Below are 20,877 nucleotides of genomic sequence, written 5' to 3' on the forward strand. Positions count from 1 at the left end.
CGGCCCAGGCCAGCCTGTATATGGCGCTTGGTGCCAATTTCGTTGTAACGCCAGTGCTGAGAGAGGACATCGCCATAGCCTGTAACCGAAGGAAAGTATTATGGTCACCGGGTTGTGGAAGCCTCACGGAAATAGCCCGGGCCGAGGAACTGGGCTGTGAGATCGTCAAATTATTCCCGGGGGATATCTATGGTCCTCAGTTTGTAAAGGGCATCAAGGGCCCTCAACCATGGACCAGCATGATGCCCACGGGAGGGGTATCGCCCACCGAAGAGAACCTTAAAGGATGGTTCGATGCAGGGGTAACCTGTGTGGGAATGGGGTCCCAGTTGATATCCAAGACGATAATCAGCAACAGGGATTTCAAAACTCTGGAAGCAACCGTAAGGACGGTATTGGACCTGATCAAAACTATTAAAAAATAAACCATAAATATGAAAGTATTCCGGAGACTAATTCTCGCCATAGGTATGTTTGGCCTGGTGTATAACTGTGCCCAGGTTAAAAAATCAAGAACCATTAAACTGGCACATGGGTTGGATGTTAATCATTCCGTGCATAAAGCCATGGTAAAAATGGGAGAAGATTTGGTGAAAATCTCCGGAGGTAAAATGCAATTGGAGATTTATCCAAGCCAGCAACTTGGAACAGAACGGGAGTGTATTGAACTTTTACAGATCGGGAGCTTAGATATGACCAAGGTGTCTGTTGGAGTTATGGAAAATTTTGCTCCGCATATGAAAGTTTTTGGATTGCCCTATTTATTTAAGGACAGGGCCCATTCCTTTCGGGTGCTGGATGGTGCTATTGGACAAGAGCTTCTGGATGAAGGCATCCAATATTGGATCAAGGGTTTGGCTTATTATGATGCCGGCAGTAGAAGTTTCTACACGAAAGATAAACCGATTAGAACCCCCGATGATTTAAAGGGATTAAAAATCAGGGTCATGGAAAGTGTAACGGCCATGGATATGGTTAAAAGTTTAGGAGGGTCACCAACACCGATATCCTGGGGCGAACTGTATACCTCATTGCAACAAGGTGTAGTGGATGGTGCGGAGAATAATCCACCGAGCTTTTATTTGTCAAGACATTATGAAGTCTGTAAATATTACGCCCTGGACGAACACACTGTATTGCCCGATGTGTTGATCATTGGCACTCATATTTGGAACAGGCTTACTGAACAGGAAAAACAATGGTTAAAACAAGCGGTTGATGCCTCCGTAGTCTATCAACGAAAATTATGGGCCGAGGCAGAAAAAGAAGCGCTTGAGGAAGTGCAGAAAGCCGGGGTAACCGTCATTAGACCGGACAAAGAGCTTTTTTCCAAGGAAGTCGAAGCCGTCTATTCCCTATATGAGCAGGAAGAGGACATCCGCGAATTAATTGAAAGAATTAAAGACTATAACTAATATGGAACTAAGAAAAAAAATAGACAAACTCTTGGGCAATACCCTTATTATTATCATGAGTGTTATGGTTATTAATGTACTGTGGCAGGTCTTTACAAGATTTATAGTGGGGACCCCCAGTTCCTTTACAGATGAGCTGGCACGCTATTTAATGATTTGGTTAGGGATATTAGGGGCAGCCTATGTTTCGGGAAGAAATATGCATGTGGCGATTGATGTCCTCCCTCAAAGGGCAGGCACAGCAACCCAAAGAAAGCTAAAATTCATAGTATATGTGCTCATTATCATTTTTGCCATTTTAGCCATGGTCATTGGAGGGAGCAGATTGGTTTATATCACTTATGTGTTAGACCAACAGTCCCCGGCACTTCAAATACCTTTAGCCCTTGTTTATTTAGCTATTCCTTTAAGTGGATTGCTGATTATTTTTTATAAAGTTTCAGATATTTTAAATATGGAATAGTTATGGAGTATTTACCTGTTTTAGTATTAGTCATAAGTTTTGTTGCCTTGCTTTCCATTGGAACGCCTGTGGCATGGAGTATTGCCATTTCATCGGTGTTAACCATGTTGGTGAGCATACCCATAATGCCGGCGTTCACAACGGTTTCACAACGTATGGGAACGGGTCTGGATAGTTTTGCCCTGTTGGCCATTCCGTTTTTTATTCTATCGGGACAACTTATGAACAAGGGGGGGATTGCACATCGGTTAATAGCCTTTGCAAAAACCCTGGTGGGATCCTTACCGGGCGGATTGGCCTTAATAAACGTCATTGGTGCCATGCTCATGGGAGCCATTGCAGGATCGGCTATGGCCTCGGCTTCGGCCATGGGGAGTATTTTAGGCCCTGAAATGGAAAAGGAGGGCTATTCAAAAGAATTTGGTGCGGCCGTAAATATTACCTCTGCCACAACCGGACTGGTTATACCACCTAGTAATATTTTAATTGTTTACTCATTGGCCAGCGGAGGGGTTTCTATTGCAGCATTATTTCTGGCAGGATACATTCCTGGTATTTTAACGGGACTATTTTTAATGATCGTTGCTTCTTTTTGGGCAAAAAAGAAAAAATATAAGTTAGGTAAAAGAAGCGCATTAAAAGATGTTATTAAAACGTTTATTGATGCTGTTCCCAGCTTGTTTTTGTTGGTTGTGGTCATTGGAGGTATCGTTACGGGCATTTTTACGGCAACAGAGGCCTCGGCGATCGCCGTATTGTACACCTTGGTTTTAGGGTTTGTCTATAAGGAGATAACCATAAAGTCACTTCCCTCAATATTGTTGGATTCCTCGGCTACTACAGCTATAGTGATGCTCTTAATCGGGGCATCCATGAGTATGTCATGGGTCATGTCTTATGAAAATATTCCCCAGGACATAAGTTCCACCTTATTGGCCATAAGTGATAATAGCATAATAATCCTGCTGATCATAAATCTGTTGTTGCTGTTCGTGGGGATCTTTATGGATATGACTCCGGCTGTACTTATTTTTACGCCAATATTTTTACCGGTAGTGGTGGATATGGGGATGGATCCGGTTCATTTTGGAATCATTATGGTCCTTAATTTATGTATTGGATTATGTACCCCGCCCGTGGGCTCCGTCCTCTTTGTTGGTGTTGGTGTGGCTCAGACTACCATTCAAAAGGTGTTGAAACCCTTAATCCCATTATTTTTAGCCATGGTAGTGGCGCTGTTTTTGGTGACGTACTTCCCGGAACTTTCACTTTGGCTGCCACGATTGTTCAACTTATAATATAGTTTCAGATGTCAATAATGACAAAACATAAACTAAATCGGGTTAATCTCGGACTCGAGGATAAATGGCCAATTAAAATTGTGCAGTTTGGGGAGGGCAACTTTTTAAGAGCCTTTGTAGATTATGCGATACAACAATTGAATACAAACGCAAATTTTAATGCGGGTATAGCCGTTGTGCAACCTATCGATAGGGGCATGGTGCATCTGCTTAATGAACAAGATGGTCTGTATACCTTGTTTTTAAAAGGCATTCAAAATGGTGAAGCGATTCAACACAAGGAATTAATTACCACTATTGTAAAGGGGATTGATCCTTACAAGGATTTTGATCAATATCTTGCTTTAGCCAAAGAGGAAGCGCTACAGTTTGTCATCTCAAATACGACCGAAGCAGGAATCTCCTTTGTTGACAGTGATACTTTAAACATGACCCCGCCCAATTCATTTCCGGCAAAACTAACCCGGTTATTATATGAACGGTTTCAATATTTCAATGGGGATATGAATAAGGGATTGATCATCATTCCTTGTGAACTGATTAATTATAATTCCGAAACCCTAAGGGATATTATTCATAAATATATTACGTTATGGCATTTGGACAAGGCCTTTTTGGATTGGATATATGCAAGTTGTTCCTTTCACAGTACCCTGGTAGACCGTATTGTACCGGGATATCCAAAGGATGATATAGAGGCCCACAACGCTCAGTTACCCTATCATGACCAATTAATTGTTACCGCCGAACCCTTTTTACTTTGGGTTATTGAAGGCGATGAGGCATTAAAAGAAAAACTGCCCTTCCATAAAACAAACCTGGATGTAAAGATTGTTAAGGATATGCAGCCCTATCGTACACGAAAGGTGAGAATATTAAATGGGGCCCACACTACAATGGTACCGTTTTCATTGCTTTACGGTAATGAAACCGTTCAAGAATCCATTGACAATCCATTCACCGGTGAATTTGTGAACCAGGTCATTTTTAATGAGATTAACGATACCCTTCCTATGGAGAGGGAGGAATTGGATAGTTTTGCAAAAGACGTGTTGGATCGGTTTAGAAATCCTTTTATTAAGCACAGGTTAGCGGACATTGCACTAAATTCCATTTCAAAATATAAAGTTCGGGTGCTTCCCAGTTTACTGGAGTTTGTGGCCAAAAATAACAAATTACCAACCTATTTAACCTTTGGACTCGCCTGCCTTATCAGATTTTATAAGGGAACCTGGCAAGGTAAAGCATTGCCTGTACAAGATAGTGATTCGGTAATTGAGGCCTTTCAAACCATTTGGAAAGCAGACCGTTTACAGCAAGTCGCGGTATTAGCCTTACAAAATGCGGCATTTTGGGACAGGGATTTGACCGAGGTGCATGCTCTGGTGGAAGCTGTGACCTTGGCTTTGGAGCAGATAGAAACCCACGGTATTGAACAGGGGTTAGCGCATTTTAAAGAAAAATATTGATTTAAAATCAAACATGACATGCAAAAGAAATTAATAAAAGTACATGCAAAAGATAATGTGGCTGTGGCTTTGATCAACTTAGAGGCAGGTGAAGTTGTTTCGCTTGATAATCAAGATATCACTGTGATTTCAAATGTGAAGGCCAAGCATAAAATTGCTTTGGAACCCTTTCAAAAAGGGGATAAGATTGTGATGTACGGGGTTTTGGTGGGTAAAGCCAATACCGCCATTTTAAAAGGCGATGTTCTTACTACCACCAATGTGACACATGAAAGTGCACAGGTTACTCATAAAACGGAAACCATAGAATGGACGGCACCACCTGTAGAAAAATGGAAAAACAGAACGTTTTTAGGGTATCATAGAAAGGATGGTCAGGTAGGAACTGAAAATATATGGCTGTTTTTTCCTTTGGTATTTTGTGAAAACAGAAATATTGAGATCTTAAAAGACGTTTTTGAAAAAGAACTTTTAAAGAAAAAGGAAAACCCTCACCAGTTATTACTGCGTACTTTGGTCAGTGGAGATACTGCCGTTGAGAATTCCGCAAAATCATCGGACGTATTCAATAATATTGAAGTAAAATTCATTACGCATCCCGGTGGCTGTGGCGGGATTCGTCAAGATTCGGAAAGTTTGGCAAAATTATTGGCGGGCTATGTAAATAATCCCAATGTTGCCGGGGCGACTGTGTTAAGTTTAGGCTGTCAAAACCTGCAGATATGTGTTTTTAAAGAGGCCTTAAGTGCTTTAAATCCGGATATCCAAAAGCCTGTTTTGATCTTTGAACAACAACAAATGGGCACGGTGGACCACATGTTATCGGTGGTCATTAAGGAATCTTTTGAGGCGATAAAAGAAGCCAATGCTATTGAACGTAAGCCTGCACCCTTATCCAAATTAAAAGTAGGTTTGGAATGTGGCGGATCGGATGGATTTTCGGGAATTTCGGCAAATCCAACCCTGGGTGCGGTTTCAGATAAATTGGCGGCCTTAAATGGAACGGCAGTTTTGGCTGAATTCCCTGAACTTTGTGGTGTAGAACAGGAGTTGGTGAACCGATGCGTAGCGGAAGAAAAAGCGGTGAAATTCTTAAATTTAATGAAAGCCTATGAAAAATCTGTTATAGACGCAGGTTCCGGTTTTGATATGAATCCGTCTCCCGGAAATATTAAGGACGGCCTGATAACAGATGCCATGAAATCGGCCGGTGCTGCCAAAAAAGGGGGGACTTCGCCCATTCAGGATGTGTTGGATTATGGCGAATATATGGTTAATCCGGGATTAAATCTGTTATGTACGCCCGGAAATGATGTGGAAAGCACCACCGCGATGGTAGGATCTGGAGCCAATATTGTTCTGTTTACAACAGGCCTTGGTACCCCTACGGGAAATCCCATTGCTCCAATCATTAAAGTGTCATCAAATAGCGAACTCGCGGCCAGAATGCCCGATATCATTGATTTTGATACCGGGGCGATTATATGGGGCGAGAAATCTATAGACGATATGGCCGATGAATTGCTTGAATTCATTATTGAGGTTGCCAGTGGCAAGGTAAAAACCAAAGCCAGACTATTAGATCAAAATGATTTCATTCCCTGGAAAAGAGGGGTGTCCCTCTAAACGAGCTATAGGGTATTACTGGTATGCCGATAAACTTGGTTAAGTAATGTTTGGAGTTAAGCTACATTAATTTTTTAAGGACGATTTCCTTATAATTAACTTAGGTTCCAAGATCACCTTTTTTTCCATTTTAATGTTACGGTCGTGTTGGGTTTGTTCCAAAAATACTTTGGCGGCCATTTGTCCCATTTCCAATGGGGATTGGTCTACAGTGGAGATAGGCAGTTCCATGAACTGTGTGAAGGGTTCATTACTAAAACCTACCACGCAAAAGTCTTCCGGAATTTTTTTATGGTGTTTTTTTAACTCTTGAATGGCACCCAAAGCAGCAAAGTCGCTCGAAGAAAAGATGGCATCAGGTGGAGGGTTTAACTTCAGAAGGTCCTTCACCACTCTGCTTCCTTCTTCGAGACTACTCTTAGCTCTAAAGACATAATCCTCATTTACGGGAATGCCAGAATCAATAAGGGCTTGTTTATAACCCAAATACCGATCCTTGTATATCTCCAATTCAAAATCACCCGAGAAATGGGCAATTCTTTTACAACCTTGTTCAATTAAATGCATGGTCGCCTTATAGGCGCCTTCAAAATCATTAATGACCACCGAGCTAACCCCTTTCATTTCTTTTCTACGATCAAAAAAAACCAAAGGGATGTTTTTCTTTAGGATGTTGTTGAATGGCTCTATTGTTGAGTTCAGCCCCGTAGATTTAGAAGTCGTGGATATTAATATTCCATCAACTTGAGCATTCAATAAGGTATCTATATTTTCATTTTCCTTTATGGGGTCTTCATGGGTTTGACAAATGATGACATGATATCCGTATTGGTTCAATTCTTCTTCAATACCCCGAATGACCGAACCAAAAAAATTGATGTCCACACGAGGCACAATCACACCCACGTTATAACTTCGGCCACTTTTAAGGGCCAGGGCCAATTTGTTTTGCTCATAATTCATTTTTAAAGCCGTTTCTAATACAAGATTTCTTGTGTCCTGACTTATCTTAGGGTTGTTGTTCAGGGCTCTGGAAACTGTTGCAGCAGTTATGTTTAGCGCTTTCGCAATATCATATATGGTTGTTTTTTTTCCCATGAATTAGGTATGAATAAATTCTAAAAATATGGCATAAAACCTCAATTAACAATTACACTGGCGTAAAAATTTAAAACTAAAATAGATTCTAATTTTAAAACCCTATTGGTATTCGGTACTGTAAAAAGGAAGGTTGCCATGGGACCTTCCTTTTTGTCCTGTTACCCATGTGTTATATTCACTTATTTTCAAAAGCACCCAAATCAGGGGTGGCTCCGGTTTAGGGTAAACCCACATCTATTCCCGCATCAATAAGATCACTTCCTGCCGTCAGTTTCATAAAATCAATGTCCGGTAAGCTGCCGTCAGCCTGTCTTGGACCACTTAGTAAATCAATACTAAGACTTACAAAGGCTGATGCATCCACAGACAACCCCTTGTGCCAGCTGATGTTGGTTATGTCTGTGGTTGTGTCATTAATCCTGTCATTATTATAGCCCGAAAGGCTAACGATATTTTATGGTTAAGGCATTGGCAATGTTTGAACTGCCAAAACTAATGTTTCTCCCATTGTCATGGGCCGAGCAGTTATACAGGGTGATGTCTCCCCGATTACTGTTGTGATCAAAACCGTCAACTACATGACCAGAGACCACACAATTCTTATATGTGGCATGGTGTTTCAATAAGTTATCATCACTGCCGCCTGTTTTAAATCCATTACCATCACTTGCACCGATACGGCCATCATTTAAAATACCATTTTTAAAGGCCCAGTAGCTTTCATTGCTGTTTTAAAGTATTGAATTGGTTTTATCCAAAGCCCGTAGTTTGCTATTGATATCTTTAAGGAAGTCGTCTTCGTTTTTAATACCGTTTGGTTCCTGTTCCCAGGCCCCTAAAAAATAATAGGTAATGGGTGCCGTAGTAGGATTAAAAATAACCAAATGATCATAGTCTCCCTTTTTTTGCTCGGCTACTTCGTCTAATTTATAGAAGAGGGCCATACCTAAATGGTCCGGCGGACTTGTTAAGGTCTGCTTACCATAGGTTGCTATGTAAGCCCATTTTTCTCCTTCTTTTTTATGAAAAGCAACATCATGGTCTACTATGCCCGTACAGAGTCCCTTGATTTTCTTTGAAGGGATTAATTCCACTTTGGTATGGCGGTCTGAAGTGAAGATCGTTAATTTTGATTTTAGATCAATACGCTCGCTCCCGGATTGCCAACCTTTATAGGATACCATGACTGAAGCACTATTTTCAGCATTATCAATTTTGGCAAAGGTGTGTTCTACATTTTGAAAATGTACTGTAGTGTCTGCAACTACGCGACCAAAGCCTCCCAAACCCATAGATTTTCCTGCTTTCAAAATATCCTGCCCCCAGTTGGCGGGTTCATGGTACGAATCAAATCCATCCTGTCCAATAAAAGGTAACACCAGAGTATCTACTTTTTTTCCAAAAATATCAATGGCATTTCTCCAGTCCAGATACAAACGATACCCAACCTGGTTATTTTCCCATCCGGGACCTTCATAGCGAATAAACCAAGAATGGTCGGTATGTTCTTTAGGAACATGAATGGAATCCATATTTATAAATGAAGTGCCTGCACTATATTCCTTATGCCCTCTTGAACCGTCAATCCATTCTCCACCTTGTGCAATAGAAATCTCAGCATAGGCTTTTTTAAGTGGTAATTCGACAGAACTTTCTTCAGTTCCCATTGGAGTCGGGGGGTCCGTTTGCTTTTCTTTACATGAGATAAGACAAGATATAAGAAGTAATACTAGCACAAAATTTTTCATGATTAATTAATTAGTTTACCGTTTATTGATGTGTTTTAATTTGAATGGTTTGAATTTTTCTACTGACATGTCCTTTTTAATAACATTGGTTGAAGTACCTTCAATGGTGTCATTTGCCAAAATAGTAACGCCTGGTAAAGGGTCCCCTACCGTGGCATCGGTATCCGTTCCACTAATCGTTTTGGTTTGAGCAAATGCATTATAAGCATTGCAGAGAAACATAATGCTCAAGAACAAAACCATGTAATCCTTCTTTTGGCGTTTAAAAGAAAACGTTTTGTCAATAGCTTTTAAAGAACAGTGCAAACGACGTGTTAATTTGGTTGTCATAGAATTAGTTTGAGTGAGTCTAAAAGCCTGTCCTTGATTTCATTTGAAAATAAAAATGTAATCGATTACACAAAGATATATTATTTTTTAATACAAACAAATAATTTAGAGGTTTTTGCGTTTGTTTCTATTTTGATAAAATTGGACTTGCGGATGAAAGAATAGTTTAAAATAATTGAAATCAACTATTTATGATCATTAGGGGTTATTTTATTGTTTTTTGACATTCCGGGAGCTGTAAAAGTATTTTGATCTATACCATTAAAATTGAGGTCAGGTTTTATATATTTACAATCGATTGCCTTATAGTATTACAATTTCACTTAATCCTATAATATATGAAACGTATTTATTTTATGCTGGGTAGAGATCGTTTTACTTTTAAAATGATTACGGTTATATTTGGTCTTTTGTTTATGGGTAGTTTCTATAGCAGTCATGCTCAGAAAAAAGAGGCATCCATCAATACGACATTGAAATATAACATTGAAAATTGTGTAAATCAGATTAATTTTAGTGATACTGTAAAAACTAAAGTGGGATACCAATATTGGTTTGTAAATAAATCGTTTATCGATGGAAGAACTTTAAAGCTAAGCGTTGTAGAACCCGGAAAAGCAACCCATGCACCACACATTCATTATGAAGATGAATTCTTTTTCGTATTGGAAGGGACCGCGGCATTCTATTTAAACGGTGATACAAAAATAGTAGGACCATATACAAGTTTGTATTGTCCATCGGGATATGAACATGGGATAAAGAATGTCGGTGTCACAGAACTTAAATATCTGGTCATAAAAAAATACATTTTGGAATGATTAGCCTCACTATGAAGACTGGATTAAATTATTAAAATATGGACACATCGAGAAGAAATTTTTTAGCCTCAATAAGTATGTTAGCAGCCTACAGTGCTTTTCCTCTTAGTTCCTTTAGTTTTAACAATTCAAAAAAACTCAGAATTGCCTTAGTAGGGACAGGTATAAGGGGCACAAGCTTTTGGGGGAAACGCCTTGTTGATGCATATTCAGATATTTTGGAGTTTGTTGGATTATGCGACATTAACCTGGGCAGATTAAAATATGCCAGAGCATATATTGGTGTGAGTTGTCCGATATTCGTTGATTTTGATGCCATGTTGAAAAAGACAAAACCTGATTTATTAATTGTCACAACTACAGATGTAACGCATCATAGGTTTATAATAAAAGGATTAGAAATTGGCTGTGATGTGCTTACGGAAAAACCGCTAACTACAGATGAATTTAAGGCTCAAGAAATCTTAACAGCCGAAAGAAAATCGGGAAAAAACCTTATTGTAGGCTTTAATTACAGATGGAGCCCTTACAACACTAAAATTAAGGCGCTTTTAATGAACCAAACTATTGGAAAAGTTACATCGGTAGATTTTCATTGGTATTTGAATACCTACCATGGCGCATCGTATTTCAGACGGTGGCATGGACTAAAAGATAAAGGGGGGTCCCTTTGGGTGCATAAGGCAACCCATCATTTTGATCTCTTAAACTGGTGGCTAGATTCAGATCCCTCAGAGGTTTTTGCCTACGGAAGTTTGGAACACTATGGTAAGAATGGTCCATTTAGAGGAGATCGATGTAGAACTTGCGAACACAAAAGCAATTGTGATTATCATTTCGATATCACTAAAGACCAACGCCTGATGGATCTATATGTCGCTAACGAAACATATGATGGTTACATTAGGGATAATTGTCTTTTTAGGGAGGAAATAGATATTTATGATAAAATGTCTGCCCAAATTAAGTATGCCAATAATGTTACCGTTAATTATTCGCTTACAACCTATTCGCCTTTTGAGGGTTGGCGTATTGCGTTTAATGGTACGGAGGGCAGGATAGAGGCTTCACTGGATATACCATATAATCAAAAAACGAGGATTGATCAAGCGGAAATGCATGCCAGAGAAATGGAGCAACAAGCCATTGAAGAAGCCAATTTTGAAGAAATAATTGTGCATAAACTGTGGAATGATTTTGATACCGTTCAAGTCCCTTTCCAAAAAGCAGGACATGGTGGCGGGGATAAACGGTTACACGATAAAATTTTTAAATCTCCCGAAGTCGACGACGAATATGGCAGAGCTGCCGGTAGCAGGGATGGTGTCATGTCAGCAATAATTGGAATTGCCGCCAGAAAAAGTATAGAATCCGGTAAACCTGTAAAAATAGAAGCATTGACGGACATCACACCAACAGTTAATAGAAAGTAAGAGTGATGATTACTAAAATTTTATGAAATCTATAAGCACAGCATTATGTTCTTTTGGGATGAGTGGACGTGTTTTTCATGCACCATTTATTGAGGTCAATCCCAAATTCAAGCTCCACGGTGTACTTGAACGGACCAGGAACTTGGCTCAGGCAAAGTATCCAAATGTGCTAACTTACAGGAGTCTTGAAGAACTTCTTGAAGACCGTCACGTTGAATTGGTTATTGTAAATACCCCAAATATTACCCATTATGAATTCGCTAAAAAAGTCATTCTTGCCGGAAAGCACGTCATCATCGAAAAGCCTTTTACGGCAGTTGAACATGAGGCTCAGGAATTAATTGATTTGGCTGAGAAACACAGCGTCAAACTTTCTGTGTATCATAACAGAAGATGGGACAGCGATTTTAAAACCATAAAAAACATCGTGAGCACGGGGGTATTGGGGGATATTATTGAAGCTGAATTTCATTATGATAGGTTTTATCCAAATCTCAGCGATAAAAAGCATAAAGAAATACCCAGTGAAGGGGTTGGAAACATTTATGACCTGGGGTCACATATTATAGACCAGGCCTTATGTTTATTTGGAATGCCCGAACGGGTCTTTGCCATTATTGATACCCTTAGAAAAGACTCGAAAGTTGACGATTACTTCGATATCACATTATTTTACCCATCGCATTATGTGAGTTTAAAATCCAGTTATTTTGTACGTGAGCCTATGCCGGCGTATGTTGTCCATGGGACTAAAGGCTCTTTTATAAAGTCAAGATCAGATATACAGGAACATGATCTTCAAAAAAATATAAGCCCCAATGGTAAGAATTGGGGCATCGAACCGGATTCTGAAAAAGGGGTGTTACATATTGTTGACAATGGAGAATCCAAAAAGGTTGATATCAATTCCGAACAAGGAAATTATATGGCTTATTATGATGGCATTTATGAAGCCATTAGAAATGACGCGACATTGCCGGTTTCGGGATTGGAGGCCATGAATGTCATAAAAATTATACAGGCGTCGATACGAAGTCATTTAGATAAAAGGATTGTCAATATATGAAGCCTTATTTGATATTAATCCTCTTGGCGCTCTCTTTTACCTTGGAAGCGCAGGTTTTGGATAAGTATTACATTTAGAAGTTAAATTATAGTTAAACCAGAAGGTTGGCAAAATTGGACTAAAGAAACGTTTAAATGAGCACTTTTTGAACCTAACGTTATTATTACGGAGGGGGAAGCGGTAAATAGCCATCAAAAATTTCCGATATTACGATTTCAAGAGTGCATTTTGATGAGGTTTCAAATGCCGCAGTTGTCCTGGAAGGGTACCCCGAATGTGAAGTTGAAAATGTATTATCGATAATTAAAATATAAAATCAGCAAAAAACGGAATGACTTTAACCAACACTAAGAACATTCGATTTAATAAGGTGTTTATTGGTGAAAGACAAGGGGTTCCCAGTAGTGTTGAATAGGAAAATATGAAAATAAAATTTTGGGCCACTCTTCTGATATATGCACTTTTATGGGGTAACATAGAAGCACAGGATAAGGTTATTCCAATTTGGAAGGATAGTATACCCGGTGCCATACCAACTAAAAACTATAAAGAAGAATTACAGATAGAAAAGGGGGAAATTCACAGGATCAAAAAGGTGGTTACCCCAACCTTATCTGTGTTTTTTCCTGAAAAGCCTAACGGGACCTCCGTAATTATTTGTCCTGGTGGGGGTTACCGCCACTTAGCCATACATAAGGAAGGCACGAAAGTCGCAAAATGGCTAAATTCTTTAGGAATTACTGCCTTTGTTCTTAAGTATAGATTGCCGAGCAATGAAATTATGGTGAACAAGTGCATGGGACCCTTACAGGATGCTCAGAGGGCCATAAGATACGTAAGGCGTCATGCAATGGAGTGGCAATTACACCCGAATAGAATTGGTGTAATCGGTTTTTCTGCCGGGGGACATTTAGCGGCAACACTGTCTAACCGATTTAATGATAAGGTTTATCAAATACAGGATTCCATTTCCGCAAGGCCTGACTTTTCAATATTGGTCTATCCGGTAATTTCAATGCAGGACCCTATAGCACATCAGGGATCGAAAGCAAATCTATTAGGAGAATCTGCGTCCAATGATATGGTTGGGATTTTCTCTATGGAAAATCAAGTTCATGCCTTGACCCCTCCTACGTTTTTAATTCACGCCTCAAATGACACTTCTGTTCCTGTTCAAAATAGTTTAACGTATTATGAGGCTTTAAAAAAGCATAATGTACCCGTGGAACTGCATATCTATGAAAACGGGGGGCATGGATTTGGTCTTGGCAGAGCTGGGACTGACCAATTTTGGACGAAATCCCTGGAATATTGGTTAGCATACCACAAATGGATTATTAAATAGCAACGTATTTGAGAAAGGCGGTAGAATTTATGATAATTAGCGCATTGGCATTTGCGGTGCTAAATGTAGGGGTCAAATATCTAAGCGCGTTTAATGTTTATCAAATTGTGTTTTTCAGGGCATTGGGGTCATTGTGTTTTACGTTTCCCTTCCTGATTAAAAGAAGGATTTCTTTTATCGGTAATAAAGTAAAATTACTGATGCTAAGAAGTGTATTTGGTTTTATTGCCATGGCCTTGTTTTTTAGTGCGCTGCAGTTGCTGCCTACCGGAACGGCAATTTCAATTCGCTATTTGGCACCAATTTTTGCAGCATTTTTTGCCGTATTCATCTTAAAAGAATACATCCGACCCGTGCAATGGCTCTATTTTTCTTTAGCGTTTGTTGGTGTGGTTGCATTAAAAGGGTTTGAATTTCAGAGCTTTGGTCTCGGATTTTTAATGGCAATGGCTTCGGCGATATTAACGGGGTGGGTTTTTGTTATTATAAGACAAATTGGAAACCATGACCACCCGATGGTCATTGTAAATTACTTTATGTTAATCTCATGTATCATTAGTGGTCTTTTATGTGTCTCGTATTGGCAATCCCCCGTCGGTTTTGAATGGTTGGTACTATTGAGTTTAGGGGTGTTTGGATTCTTTGGTCAAATTTACATGACCAAAGCGTTACAGGGTTCTAAAACGGGTTTTGTTGCACCCTTAAAATATATCGAAGTGGTATTCACTATGATTGCAGGTGTCATTTTGTTTGCAGAACAGTATAGCTTTCTGAGCCTTGTCGGTATTGCATTAATATGTGCCAGTCTTATTTTGAATTCAAAATATTAATTATTGATTTGATAGCATTAAAAATATTGCGCTCTGTAATGGGATGGCGCTTGTTGTTTTAATCTTTTAAATTGCCGGTTAAAATTTGAAATATTGTCATACCCACAGATTTCGGCGATTTCAGAAATTTGGAGTTCTTTGTTTTTTGCTAAAAGTTTACAGGCGTTCTCTATACGCAACTCGGTTAAAAATGCAAAGTAGGTTTTACGGGTTCGTTTTTTAAAATATTTACAAAAGGCATTTTTGGTCATATTGGCTACCGAAGCTATGGTTTCTAATGAAATGTTTCCTGTATAATGGGACATGGTATATTCAAAAACATTGCGAAAGCGTTCACCTTCATTATTGGAAAACTTTTTATCATATATATAGGACGATAAACTCGTATAACTTGCTTTGGCGCTTAATTTTAGGACGAGTAATAAGGTTATGAGCATATCGAGCTTTGAGTTTTTGTTCAAATTCGTTAACAAATTATAGATCGCCCTTTTATTACTGGTTAGCCGAAACCCTTGTTTGGAACGCTTAAAAAAAGGGGCCACCTCCTTTAATTCATCCAAATTAAAAAATTGGTCGCCAAATGATAAACTTGTAAAAAATAAGCTGAGCATATGTGAGGTACTGGACGCTGCGATGTCACTTTTAAAAACATGGGGGATGTTACTGCCTATAATAACCACATCTCCTTTTCTATAATCATTAACCGTATCACCTACAATTAAGGTCCCTTCCCCCTCAACAATCAAACTTATCTGAATTTCCTCGTGCTGATGCAGCTTATCATAAAACGCAAGGTCATGGTCTTCCTGAAACAGAATAGTATGTTCTTTGGGTTTAGGGATTTTAAAGGGCAATACTTTCATAGCATAAATGTAGTTAAATAATATTCAAAATATTAAATATATATATTTATTTGGATAATATAATATTAAAAATGGATAATAATGCATTACAGACAAGGCGTATTAACAAGTAATTTTATACCATCAAAAATATATAATGATGCGTATGGTTTGGAAGGGTGTTATGCCTGCAATTACGACCCAGTTCACGGCTGATGATGAATTGGATTTAAGTTTATTTAAATTAAATATTGAAGCCCAATTAAAAGCGGGAGTTCACGGTATTGTTTTAGGAGGCACACTTGGTGAGGCCAGTACACTTACTAATGATGAAAGGCGCATTCTTACCAGGGAAACGGTGGCCTTAGTGGAAGGTAGAATTCCCGTTCTGATGAATATAGCCGAGCAAACGACCAAAGGAGCCATTCAATTGGCAAAAACAGCCGAGGAAGATGGCGCTTCGGGTTTAATGATGTTGCCTCCCATGCGATATAAGGCAAGCGATGAGGAGGTGATAGCCTATTTTATGGCTGTGGCAAACAGCACACCATTGCCCATAATGATCTATAATAACCCCATTGATTACAAAATTGAAGTAACCTTGGATATGTTTGATAAACTCTTGAAGGCCTGCCCAAATATTCAGGCCGTTAAAGAATCCACCAGGGATACCACCAATATTACGAGAATAAAGAATCGCTTTGGGGATAGAATGGCCATCATGACAGGCGTGGATACCTTGGCTTTAGAAAGCCTATTAATTGGTGCCGATGGATGGGTAGCGGGATTGGTTGATGCTTTCCCGGCTGAGACGGTTGCCATTTACGAATTACAAAAAGCAGGTAAAATAAAAGAAGCCTTAAAAATTTACCGATGGTTTATGCCGTTGCTGGAATTAGATATAAGCCCTAAATTAGTACAGTATATCAAATTGGCTTCGGTACATACCGGAATCGGAGCAGAGTATGTGCGGGCACCGAGACTCGTGCTGTCTGGTGAGGAGCGTATACGCATAGAGAAAATAATCATGGATGCCTTGGCCGTTAGACCAGAGCTGCCAGAATACAAAAATTTAACACATTAGGGATTTACTAGCCTTGCAGGTTCTGGCTTGAGATACGTATTTACCGATGGTTATCGGAAGTGTCGAAACAGGCCCGTACGGAGCATCGTTGTTGTATGACTAAACCCCTAACACAAAATCAGTAATTATGATTACAGGAAAGAATTATATAGGGAATACCTTGTCGGCCAGGGGAACTCGAACCTACCATACCTTCAATCCAAAATTAAATACACCGACACCGATACCATTTTACGAAGCCACAGATGAAGAAATCGGGGATGCCGTTGCCTTAGCATGGGATGCTTTTAAGGTGTATCGCAAAATTTCGGGAGCCAAAAGGGCTGCATTTTTAAATGCCATTGCAGATGAAATTTTAGCATTAGATCAAGAATTGATAGATGTTTATACTATAGAATCCGGTTTGCCCGAAGGGCGCGCCATTGGTGAGCGCGGAAGAACGATATTTCAATTGCGTTCTTTTGCAGAATTGGTTTCCAATGAGGATTGGAGGAACAATTCATTCGACAAAGCCATTCCAGATAGACAGCCAGTGCCAAAACCCGATTTGCGAAAAACCCTGGTTCCTTTAGGACCTGTTGTCGTTTTTGCCGTCAGTAATTTTCCGTTGGCCTATTCCACTGCCGGAGGCGATACGGCCAGTGCATTGGCCGCGGGATGCCCCGTCATTGTAAAAGCCCACGCCATGCACTCGGGGGTGTCAGAACTCGTGGCTTCGGCTGTGGTTAAGGCCGCAAAAAAAACAGGCATGCCCAATGGGATATTTTCCAATATTATGGGGCAGAGTAAAAGCATTGGTGCTGCTTTAGTGAAACATCCTAAAGTTAAGGCCGTTGGTTTTACAGGTAGCATTTCCGGTGGTCGGTCCCTGTTTGATTTAGCCTCTCGCAGGGCAGAGCCCATTCCGGTTTTCGCCGAAATGGGAAGTATAAATCCGGTCGTTATCACCTTAAAAGCCATAAATAATAGAGCAGAGGACATCGCAAAAGACTATGCCGGTTCCATTACACTGGGTACCGGGCAATTTTGTACCAATCCGGGTTTGATATTAACCGTTGAAAGTGATAAAACCCATGAGTTTATTCAGGATCTTGCCGAAAAAACGATAGCGATTGAAGCCCAGTGTATGTTACATCCAGATATAAAAAAGGGCTTTGTAGAACATGGAGCAGAGGTGATTGCCCAGAAAGGAGTTGAGGTTGTAGGTAAACTTGAAGGGATTCTTGAACCCAATTATGCGCCGTCATTAGTGGCTACGGTTTCAGGAACCGATTTTTTAGAAAATCCGAAAACCAGCCAGGAAGTCTTTGGACCATTCACCATAGTCGTAAGATGTAAGGATCGAGAGGAATTATTGGAAGTTATCAATAATTTAGAGGGTCAGTTAACGGGTACCATCATAGCCGAAGAGGAAGAGTATGGCGAACTTTATGAGGTGGTTGACGCCCTCGAAAATAGAGTGGGACGACTAATCTTTAACGGTGTACCCACAGGTGTTGAAGTTTGTCCGTCTATGCACCATGGCGGGCCCTATCCTGCATCGACAGATTCAAGGTTTACGGCAGTAGGCACTCATGCTATCAAGCGATGGGTGAGACCACTATGCTATCAGTCATTTCCAAAGGTATTATTGCCTAAAGCGTTACAGTAGCTAATCAATCATGAGTAAAAGTACATTTGTTTGTATAGATGCCCATACCTGTGGAAATCCGGTGAGGGTTATTGCTGAAGGTGGCCCTGAACTTCATGGCAAAAATATGAGTGAAAAGCGCCGACACTTTTTAAGCGCATATGATTGGATTAGAACAGGCCTAATGTTCGAGCCGCGCGGACATGATATGATGAGTGGCAGCATACTATATCCACCCCACGATCCGGCAAATGATGTTGCCATATTATTTATAGAAACTTCCGGCTGTTTACCCATGTGTGGACATGGTACCATAGGAACGATTACCATAGGTATCGAAGAGGGGTTGATCCACCCTAAAATTCCCGGTAAAATTAGAATGGAGGCCCCGGCAGGGTTGATCCATATTGAATATCAACAGACCAGGTCTAAAGTTGACTGGGTGAAATTTACTAATGTTAAAAGTTTTTTGGCTGCAGAGGGCCTAACCGTTGAATGTCCGGAATTGGGAGATATCATCTTCGACGTGTCCTATGGGGGCAATTATTATGCTATAATAGATCCACAGAACCACTTTGAAGGGGTACAATCACTTTCGGCAGCTAAAATAGTGGAGTATTCACAAGTGTTAAGACAACGTATTAATGAAAAGTACCCAAATCTATTTGTTCATCCGGAGAATGATACCATACGGGATGTCAGTCATTTGCTATGGACAGGCGATGTGATAGACCCGAGCTCTTCCGGCAGGAGTGCTGTGTTTTATGGAGATAAGGCTATAGATAGAAGCCCCTGTGGTACAGGAACGTCTGCTCGATTGGCACAGTTATACTCAAAGGGCCTTTTAAAGGAGGGTGAGTCATACATTCATGAAAGTTTTATTGGAAGCAAGTTTGTGAGTCGCATTGAGCAAGTCTCAACCATAGGGGACAAAATAGCGATAATCCCAAGTATTACAGGCTGGGCCAAAATTTTTGGTCATAATACCATTACAATCGACACGGAAGACGATCCTTATGCCCATGGTTTTCAGGTCATATAATGTATATTTGACATTAATTTTAACTGCATGAAAAACTGTGTCATTATTGGTGGTGGAATTATAGGGCTGTGTTCCGCGTATTATTTGCTTAACGAAGGCTGCCATGTTACTATTGTAGACCAGGGCTATATGGATGCCGGGGCCTCCCATGTCAATGCGGGTTACATATCCCCCAGTCATTTTATTTCCCTGGCCTCTCCCGGGGTTATTTCGAAAAGCATGAAATGGCTGCTTAATTCTTCCAGCCCCTTATATGTTAAACCGAGATTGGATTTAGATTTTTTTAAATGGAGCCTGGCCTTTAAAAGATCGGCTATACCATCTAAAGTGGAGGCTTCTATCCCGGTTTTAAAACATATTAGTTTATTGGGCAGGGATTTATATGAGGATTTGAAACAGTCTGAAGATCTTAAATTTCATTACGAGCGCAAGGGTTTACTCATGTGTTATAAAACAGAACAGGTAGGGGAAGAGGAATGGGAAGTTGGGAAACGTGGTATTCAAGAGGGCTTTGAAGTGAAACACTTATCTAAAAAGGAAGTTGATGTATTGGAGCCTCATGTTAATCTGGATATAAAGGGTGCTGTGTATTACAGTTGTGATGCGCATATGACTCCCCATGACTTTATGAAGGAAATGATCTCCTATTTAAAAACCAAGGGCGTTATGTTTTACAAAAATGAAACGGTAAAGCCTCTTGAAGTTTCCAATGGGGTCATTCAAAGGGTAATAACAGATAAGCAAACATTAATTGCCGATGAGGTGATTTTAGCAGCAGGTAGCTGGAGTCCCGGAATAACTAAAAAGCTTGGTATAAACATTCCGCTGCAAGCAGGTAAGGGGTATAGAATTGACGTTCAGAAGAAAACAGGAATATCCTATCCTGCAATTTTGTGTGAAGCTCGGGTAGCCGTAACACCAATGGATGGTTTCACGCGTTTTGCCGGTACGATGGAACTTAGCGGAATTAATCACGATATTATCCCTAAACGCGTTGAGGCCATTGCCAATGCTGCTCAAAATTATTATAAGGGACTGGAGATTAATAAGGAAGCAAAAAATGCAGCGCAATGTGGTTTGAGGCCTTGTACTCCCGATGGGCTGCCCTATATTGGGAAATCTTCAAAATGTAAGAATTTAACAATAGCAACAGGCCATGCCATGATGGGATGGAGTCTGGGTCCTGCAACAGGAAAGCTGGTTGCTGAAATTATTTTGAATAAGAAGACTACACTAAACGTACAACCCTTTAGTCCCGACAGGAGGTTTTAAGATGTCGTTTGTCCCGTTTTATGGAATGCCCTTTAAGATTTAAAAAGAATTTGGGCGTC

The 20,877-nt window shown here is 40.0% G+C and carries 21 protein-coding genes; 15 read left to right on the plus strand and 6 right to left on the minus strand.

Annotated elements, in window-relative coordinates:
* The 6 genes from MR054_RS15165 to MR054_RS15190 form a co-directional block, all read left to right on the plus strand.
* The coding region (locus tag MR054_RS15165; RefSeq protein WP_476774950.1) for a beta/alpha barrel domain-containing protein at positions 1-425 on the plus strand (425 nt) is incomplete at its 5' end.
* Between the two features lie 9 nt (positions 426-434).
* Positions 435-1,415 carry a TRAP transporter substrate-binding protein gene (locus MR054_RS15170; protein WP_242158648.1) on the plus strand — a complete coding sequence of 327 codons (981 nt, stop codon included), beginning with the start codon at positions 435-437 and terminating at the stop codon, positions 1,413-1,415.
* A 1-nt stretch (position 1,416) separates the two neighbouring features.
* Complete coding sequence (locus tag MR054_RS15175) at positions 1,417-1,878, plus strand: TRAP transporter small permease (RefSeq protein WP_242158649.1); 462 nt, start codon at positions 1,417-1,419, stop codon at positions 1,876-1,878.
* A gap of 2 nt (positions 1,879-1,880) precedes the next feature.
* On the plus strand, positions 1,881-3,176 hold the full coding sequence (locus MR054_RS15180; protein WP_242082411.1) for a TRAP transporter large permease: 1,296 nt from the start codon (positions 1,881-1,883) through the stop codon (positions 3,174-3,176).
* Between the two features lie 20 nt (positions 3,177-3,196).
* Positions 3,197-4,648 (plus strand): tagaturonate reductase, encoded by a 1,452-nt coding sequence (locus MR054_RS15185; RefSeq protein ID WP_242158651.1) that lies wholly within the window; start codon positions 3,197-3,199, stop codon positions 4,646-4,648.
* A gap of 18 nt (positions 4,649-4,666) precedes the next feature.
* Positions 4,667-6,274, plus strand: a complete 1,608-nt coding sequence (locus MR054_RS15190; protein ID WP_242158653.1) for a UxaA family hydrolase — start codon at positions 4,667-4,669, stop codon at positions 6,272-6,274.
* Positions 6,275-6,340: 66 nt separating this feature from the next.
* Here MR054_RS15190 and MR054_RS15195 read toward each other — a convergent pair whose 3' ends face one another.
* From MR054_RS15195 to MR054_RS15215, 5 genes are all read right to left on the minus strand, one after another.
* Positions 6,341-7,372, minus strand: a complete 1,032-nt coding sequence (locus MR054_RS15195; RefSeq protein WP_242158655.1) for a LacI family DNA-binding transcriptional regulator — start codon at positions 7,370-7,372, stop codon at positions 6,341-6,343.
* Positions 7,373-7,592: 220 nt separating this feature from the next.
* A complete protein-coding gene (locus MR054_RS15200; RefSeq protein WP_242158656.1) occupies positions 7,593-7,739 on the minus strand; it encodes a hypothetical protein in 147 nt (48 codons plus the stop codon).
* A gap of 79 nt (positions 7,740-7,818) precedes the next feature.
* A complete protein-coding gene (locus tag MR054_RS15205; protein ID WP_242158657.1) occupies positions 7,819-7,998 on the minus strand; it encodes a hypothetical protein in 180 nt (59 codons plus the stop codon).
* A gap of 108 nt (positions 7,999-8,106) precedes the next feature.
* Positions 8,107-9,123: a DUF4861 family protein gene (locus MR054_RS15210; protein ID WP_242158658.1), complete on the minus strand. Its 1,017-nt coding sequence runs from the start codon at positions 9,121-9,123 to the stop codon at positions 8,107-8,109.
* A 15-nt stretch (positions 9,124-9,138) separates the two neighbouring features.
* Positions 9,139-9,453: a peptidase associated/transthyretin-like domain-containing protein gene (locus MR054_RS15215; protein ID WP_242158659.1), complete on the minus strand. Its 315-nt coding sequence runs from the start codon at positions 9,451-9,453 to the stop codon at positions 9,139-9,141.
* 338 nt (positions 9,454-9,791) lie between these two features.
* Here MR054_RS15215 and MR054_RS15220 point away from each other — a divergent pair, with 338 nt between their 5' ends.
* The 5 genes from MR054_RS15220 to MR054_RS15240 all read left to right on the plus strand — a co-directional run bounded on the left by MR054_RS15220 (position 9,792) and on the right by MR054_RS15240 (position 14,948).
* Complete coding sequence (locus MR054_RS15220; RefSeq protein ID WP_242158660.1) at positions 9,792-10,274, plus strand: cupin domain-containing protein; 483 nt, start codon at positions 9,792-9,794, stop codon at positions 10,272-10,274.
* A 38-nt stretch (positions 10,275-10,312) separates the two neighbouring features.
* Positions 10,313-11,707, plus strand: coding sequence for a Gfo/Idh/MocA family protein (locus MR054_RS15225; protein ID WP_242158661.1), 1,395 nt, complete (start codon positions 10,313-10,315; stop codon positions 11,705-11,707).
* 22 nt (positions 11,708-11,729) lie between these two features.
* Positions 11,730-12,773 (plus strand): Gfo/Idh/MocA family oxidoreductase, encoded by a 1,044-nt coding sequence (locus tag MR054_RS15230; RefSeq protein ID WP_242158663.1) that lies wholly within the window; start codon positions 11,730-11,732, stop codon positions 12,771-12,773.
* Between the two features lie 421 nt (positions 12,774-13,194).
* On the plus strand, positions 13,195-14,118 hold the full coding sequence (locus tag MR054_RS15235) for an alpha/beta hydrolase (protein WP_242158665.1): 924 nt from the start codon (positions 13,195-13,197) through the stop codon (positions 14,116-14,118).
* An 8-nt stretch (positions 14,119-14,126) separates the two neighbouring features.
* A complete protein-coding gene (locus MR054_RS15240) occupies positions 14,127-14,948 on the plus strand; it encodes a DMT family transporter (RefSeq protein ID WP_338081536.1) in 822 nt (273 codons plus the stop codon).
* Positions 14,949-14,965: 17 nt separating this feature from the next.
* Here the strand turns inward: MR054_RS15240 and MR054_RS15245 are convergent, their stop codons facing one another.
* Entirely contained in the window at positions 14,966-15,811 is an 846-nt protein-coding gene (locus MR054_RS15245) for an AraC family transcriptional regulator (RefSeq protein WP_242158666.1), read from the minus strand.
* A 139-nt stretch (positions 15,812-15,950) separates the two neighbouring features.
* Here MR054_RS15245 and MR054_RS15250 point away from each other — a divergent pair, with 139 nt between their 5' ends.
* The 4 genes from MR054_RS15250 (at position 15,951) to MR054_RS15265 (ending at position 20,818) form a co-directional block, all read left to right on the plus strand.
* Positions 15,951-16,874 (plus strand): dihydrodipicolinate synthase family protein, encoded by a 924-nt coding sequence (locus MR054_RS15250; RefSeq protein ID WP_242084440.1) that lies wholly within the window; start codon positions 15,951-15,953, stop codon positions 16,872-16,874.
* Positions 16,875-17,001: 127 nt separating this feature from the next.
* Positions 17,002-18,525: an aldehyde dehydrogenase (NADP(+)) gene (locus tag MR054_RS15255; RefSeq protein ID WP_242158667.1), complete on the plus strand. Its 1,524-nt coding sequence runs from the start codon at positions 17,002-17,004 to the stop codon at positions 18,523-18,525.
* Positions 18,526-18,535: 10 nt separating this feature from the next.
* Positions 18,536-19,546 (plus strand): 4-hydroxyproline epimerase, encoded by a 1,011-nt coding sequence (locus MR054_RS15260; RefSeq protein ID WP_242158668.1) that lies wholly within the window; start codon positions 18,536-18,538, stop codon positions 19,544-19,546.
* 27 nt (positions 19,547-19,573) lie between these two features.
* Positions 19,574-20,818, plus strand: a complete 1,245-nt coding sequence (locus tag MR054_RS15265; RefSeq protein WP_242158669.1) for an NAD(P)/FAD-dependent oxidoreductase — start codon at positions 19,574-19,576, stop codon at positions 20,816-20,818.
* Positions 20,819-20,877: the final 59 nt, after the last annotated feature.

This window comes from Aestuariivivens sediminis, assembly GCF_022662105.1.
GTDB lineage: Bacteria > Bacteroidota > Bacteroidia > Flavobacteriales > Flavobacteriaceae > Aestuariivivens > Aestuariivivens sediminis.

Coding starts and splice junctions, on each gene's coding strand:
- MR054_RS15210 (WP_242158658.1), bottom strand. CDS start 9,123: ATGAAAAATTTTGTGCTAGTATTACTTCTTATATCTTGTCTTATCTCA.
- MR054_RS15170 (WP_242158648.1), top strand. CDS start 435: ATGAAAGTATTCCGGAGACTAATTCTCGCCATAGGTATGTTTGGCCTG.
- MR054_RS15190 (WP_242158653.1), top strand. CDS start 4,667: ATGCAAAAGAAATTAATAAAAGTACATGCAAAAGATAATGTGGCTGTG.
- MR054_RS15235 (WP_242158665.1), top strand. CDS start 13,195: ATGAAAATAAAATTTTGGGCCACTCTTCTGATATATGCACTTTTATGG.
- MR054_RS15250 (WP_242084440.1), top strand. CDS start 15,951: ATGCGTATGGTTTGGAAGGGTGTTATGCCTGCAATTACGACCCAGTTC.
- MR054_RS15180 (WP_242082411.1), top strand. CDS start 1,881: ATGGAGTATTTACCTGTTTTAGTATTAGTCATAAGTTTTGTTGCCTTG.
- MR054_RS15230 (WP_242158663.1), top strand. CDS start 11,730: ATGAAATCTATAAGCACAGCATTATGTTCTTTTGGGATGAGTGGACGT.
- MR054_RS15175 (WP_242158649.1), top strand. CDS start 1,417: ATGGAACTAAGAAAAAAAATAGACAAACTCTTGGGCAATACCCTTATT.
- MR054_RS15265 (WP_242158669.1), top strand. CDS start 19,574: ATGAAAAACTGTGTCATTATTGGTGGTGGAATTATAGGGCTGTGTTCC.
- MR054_RS15245 (WP_242158666.1), bottom strand. CDS start 15,811: ATGAAAGTATTGCCCTTTAAAATCCCTAAACCCAAAGAACATACTATT.
- MR054_RS15220 (WP_242158660.1), top strand. CDS start 9,792: ATGAAACGTATTTATTTTATGCTGGGTAGAGATCGTTTTACTTTTAAA.
- MR054_RS15195 (WP_242158655.1), bottom strand. CDS start 7,372: ATGGGAAAAAAAACAACCATATATGATATTGCGAAAGCGCTAAACATA.
- MR054_RS15225 (WP_242158661.1), top strand. CDS start 10,313: ATGGACACATCGAGAAGAAATTTTTTAGCCTCAATAAGTATGTTAGCA.
- MR054_RS15255 (WP_242158667.1), top strand. CDS start 17,002: ATGATTACAGGAAAGAATTATATAGGGAATACCTTGTCGGCCAGGGGA.
- MR054_RS15215 (WP_242158659.1), bottom strand. CDS start 9,453: ATGACAACCAAATTAACACGTCGTTTGCACTGTTCTTTAAAAGCTATT.
- MR054_RS15185 (WP_242158651.1), top strand. CDS start 3,197: ATGACAAAACATAAACTAAATCGGGTTAATCTCGGACTCGAGGATAAA.
- MR054_RS15260 (WP_242158668.1), top strand. CDS start 18,536: ATGAGTAAAAGTACATTTGTTTGTATAGATGCCCATACCTGTGGAAAT.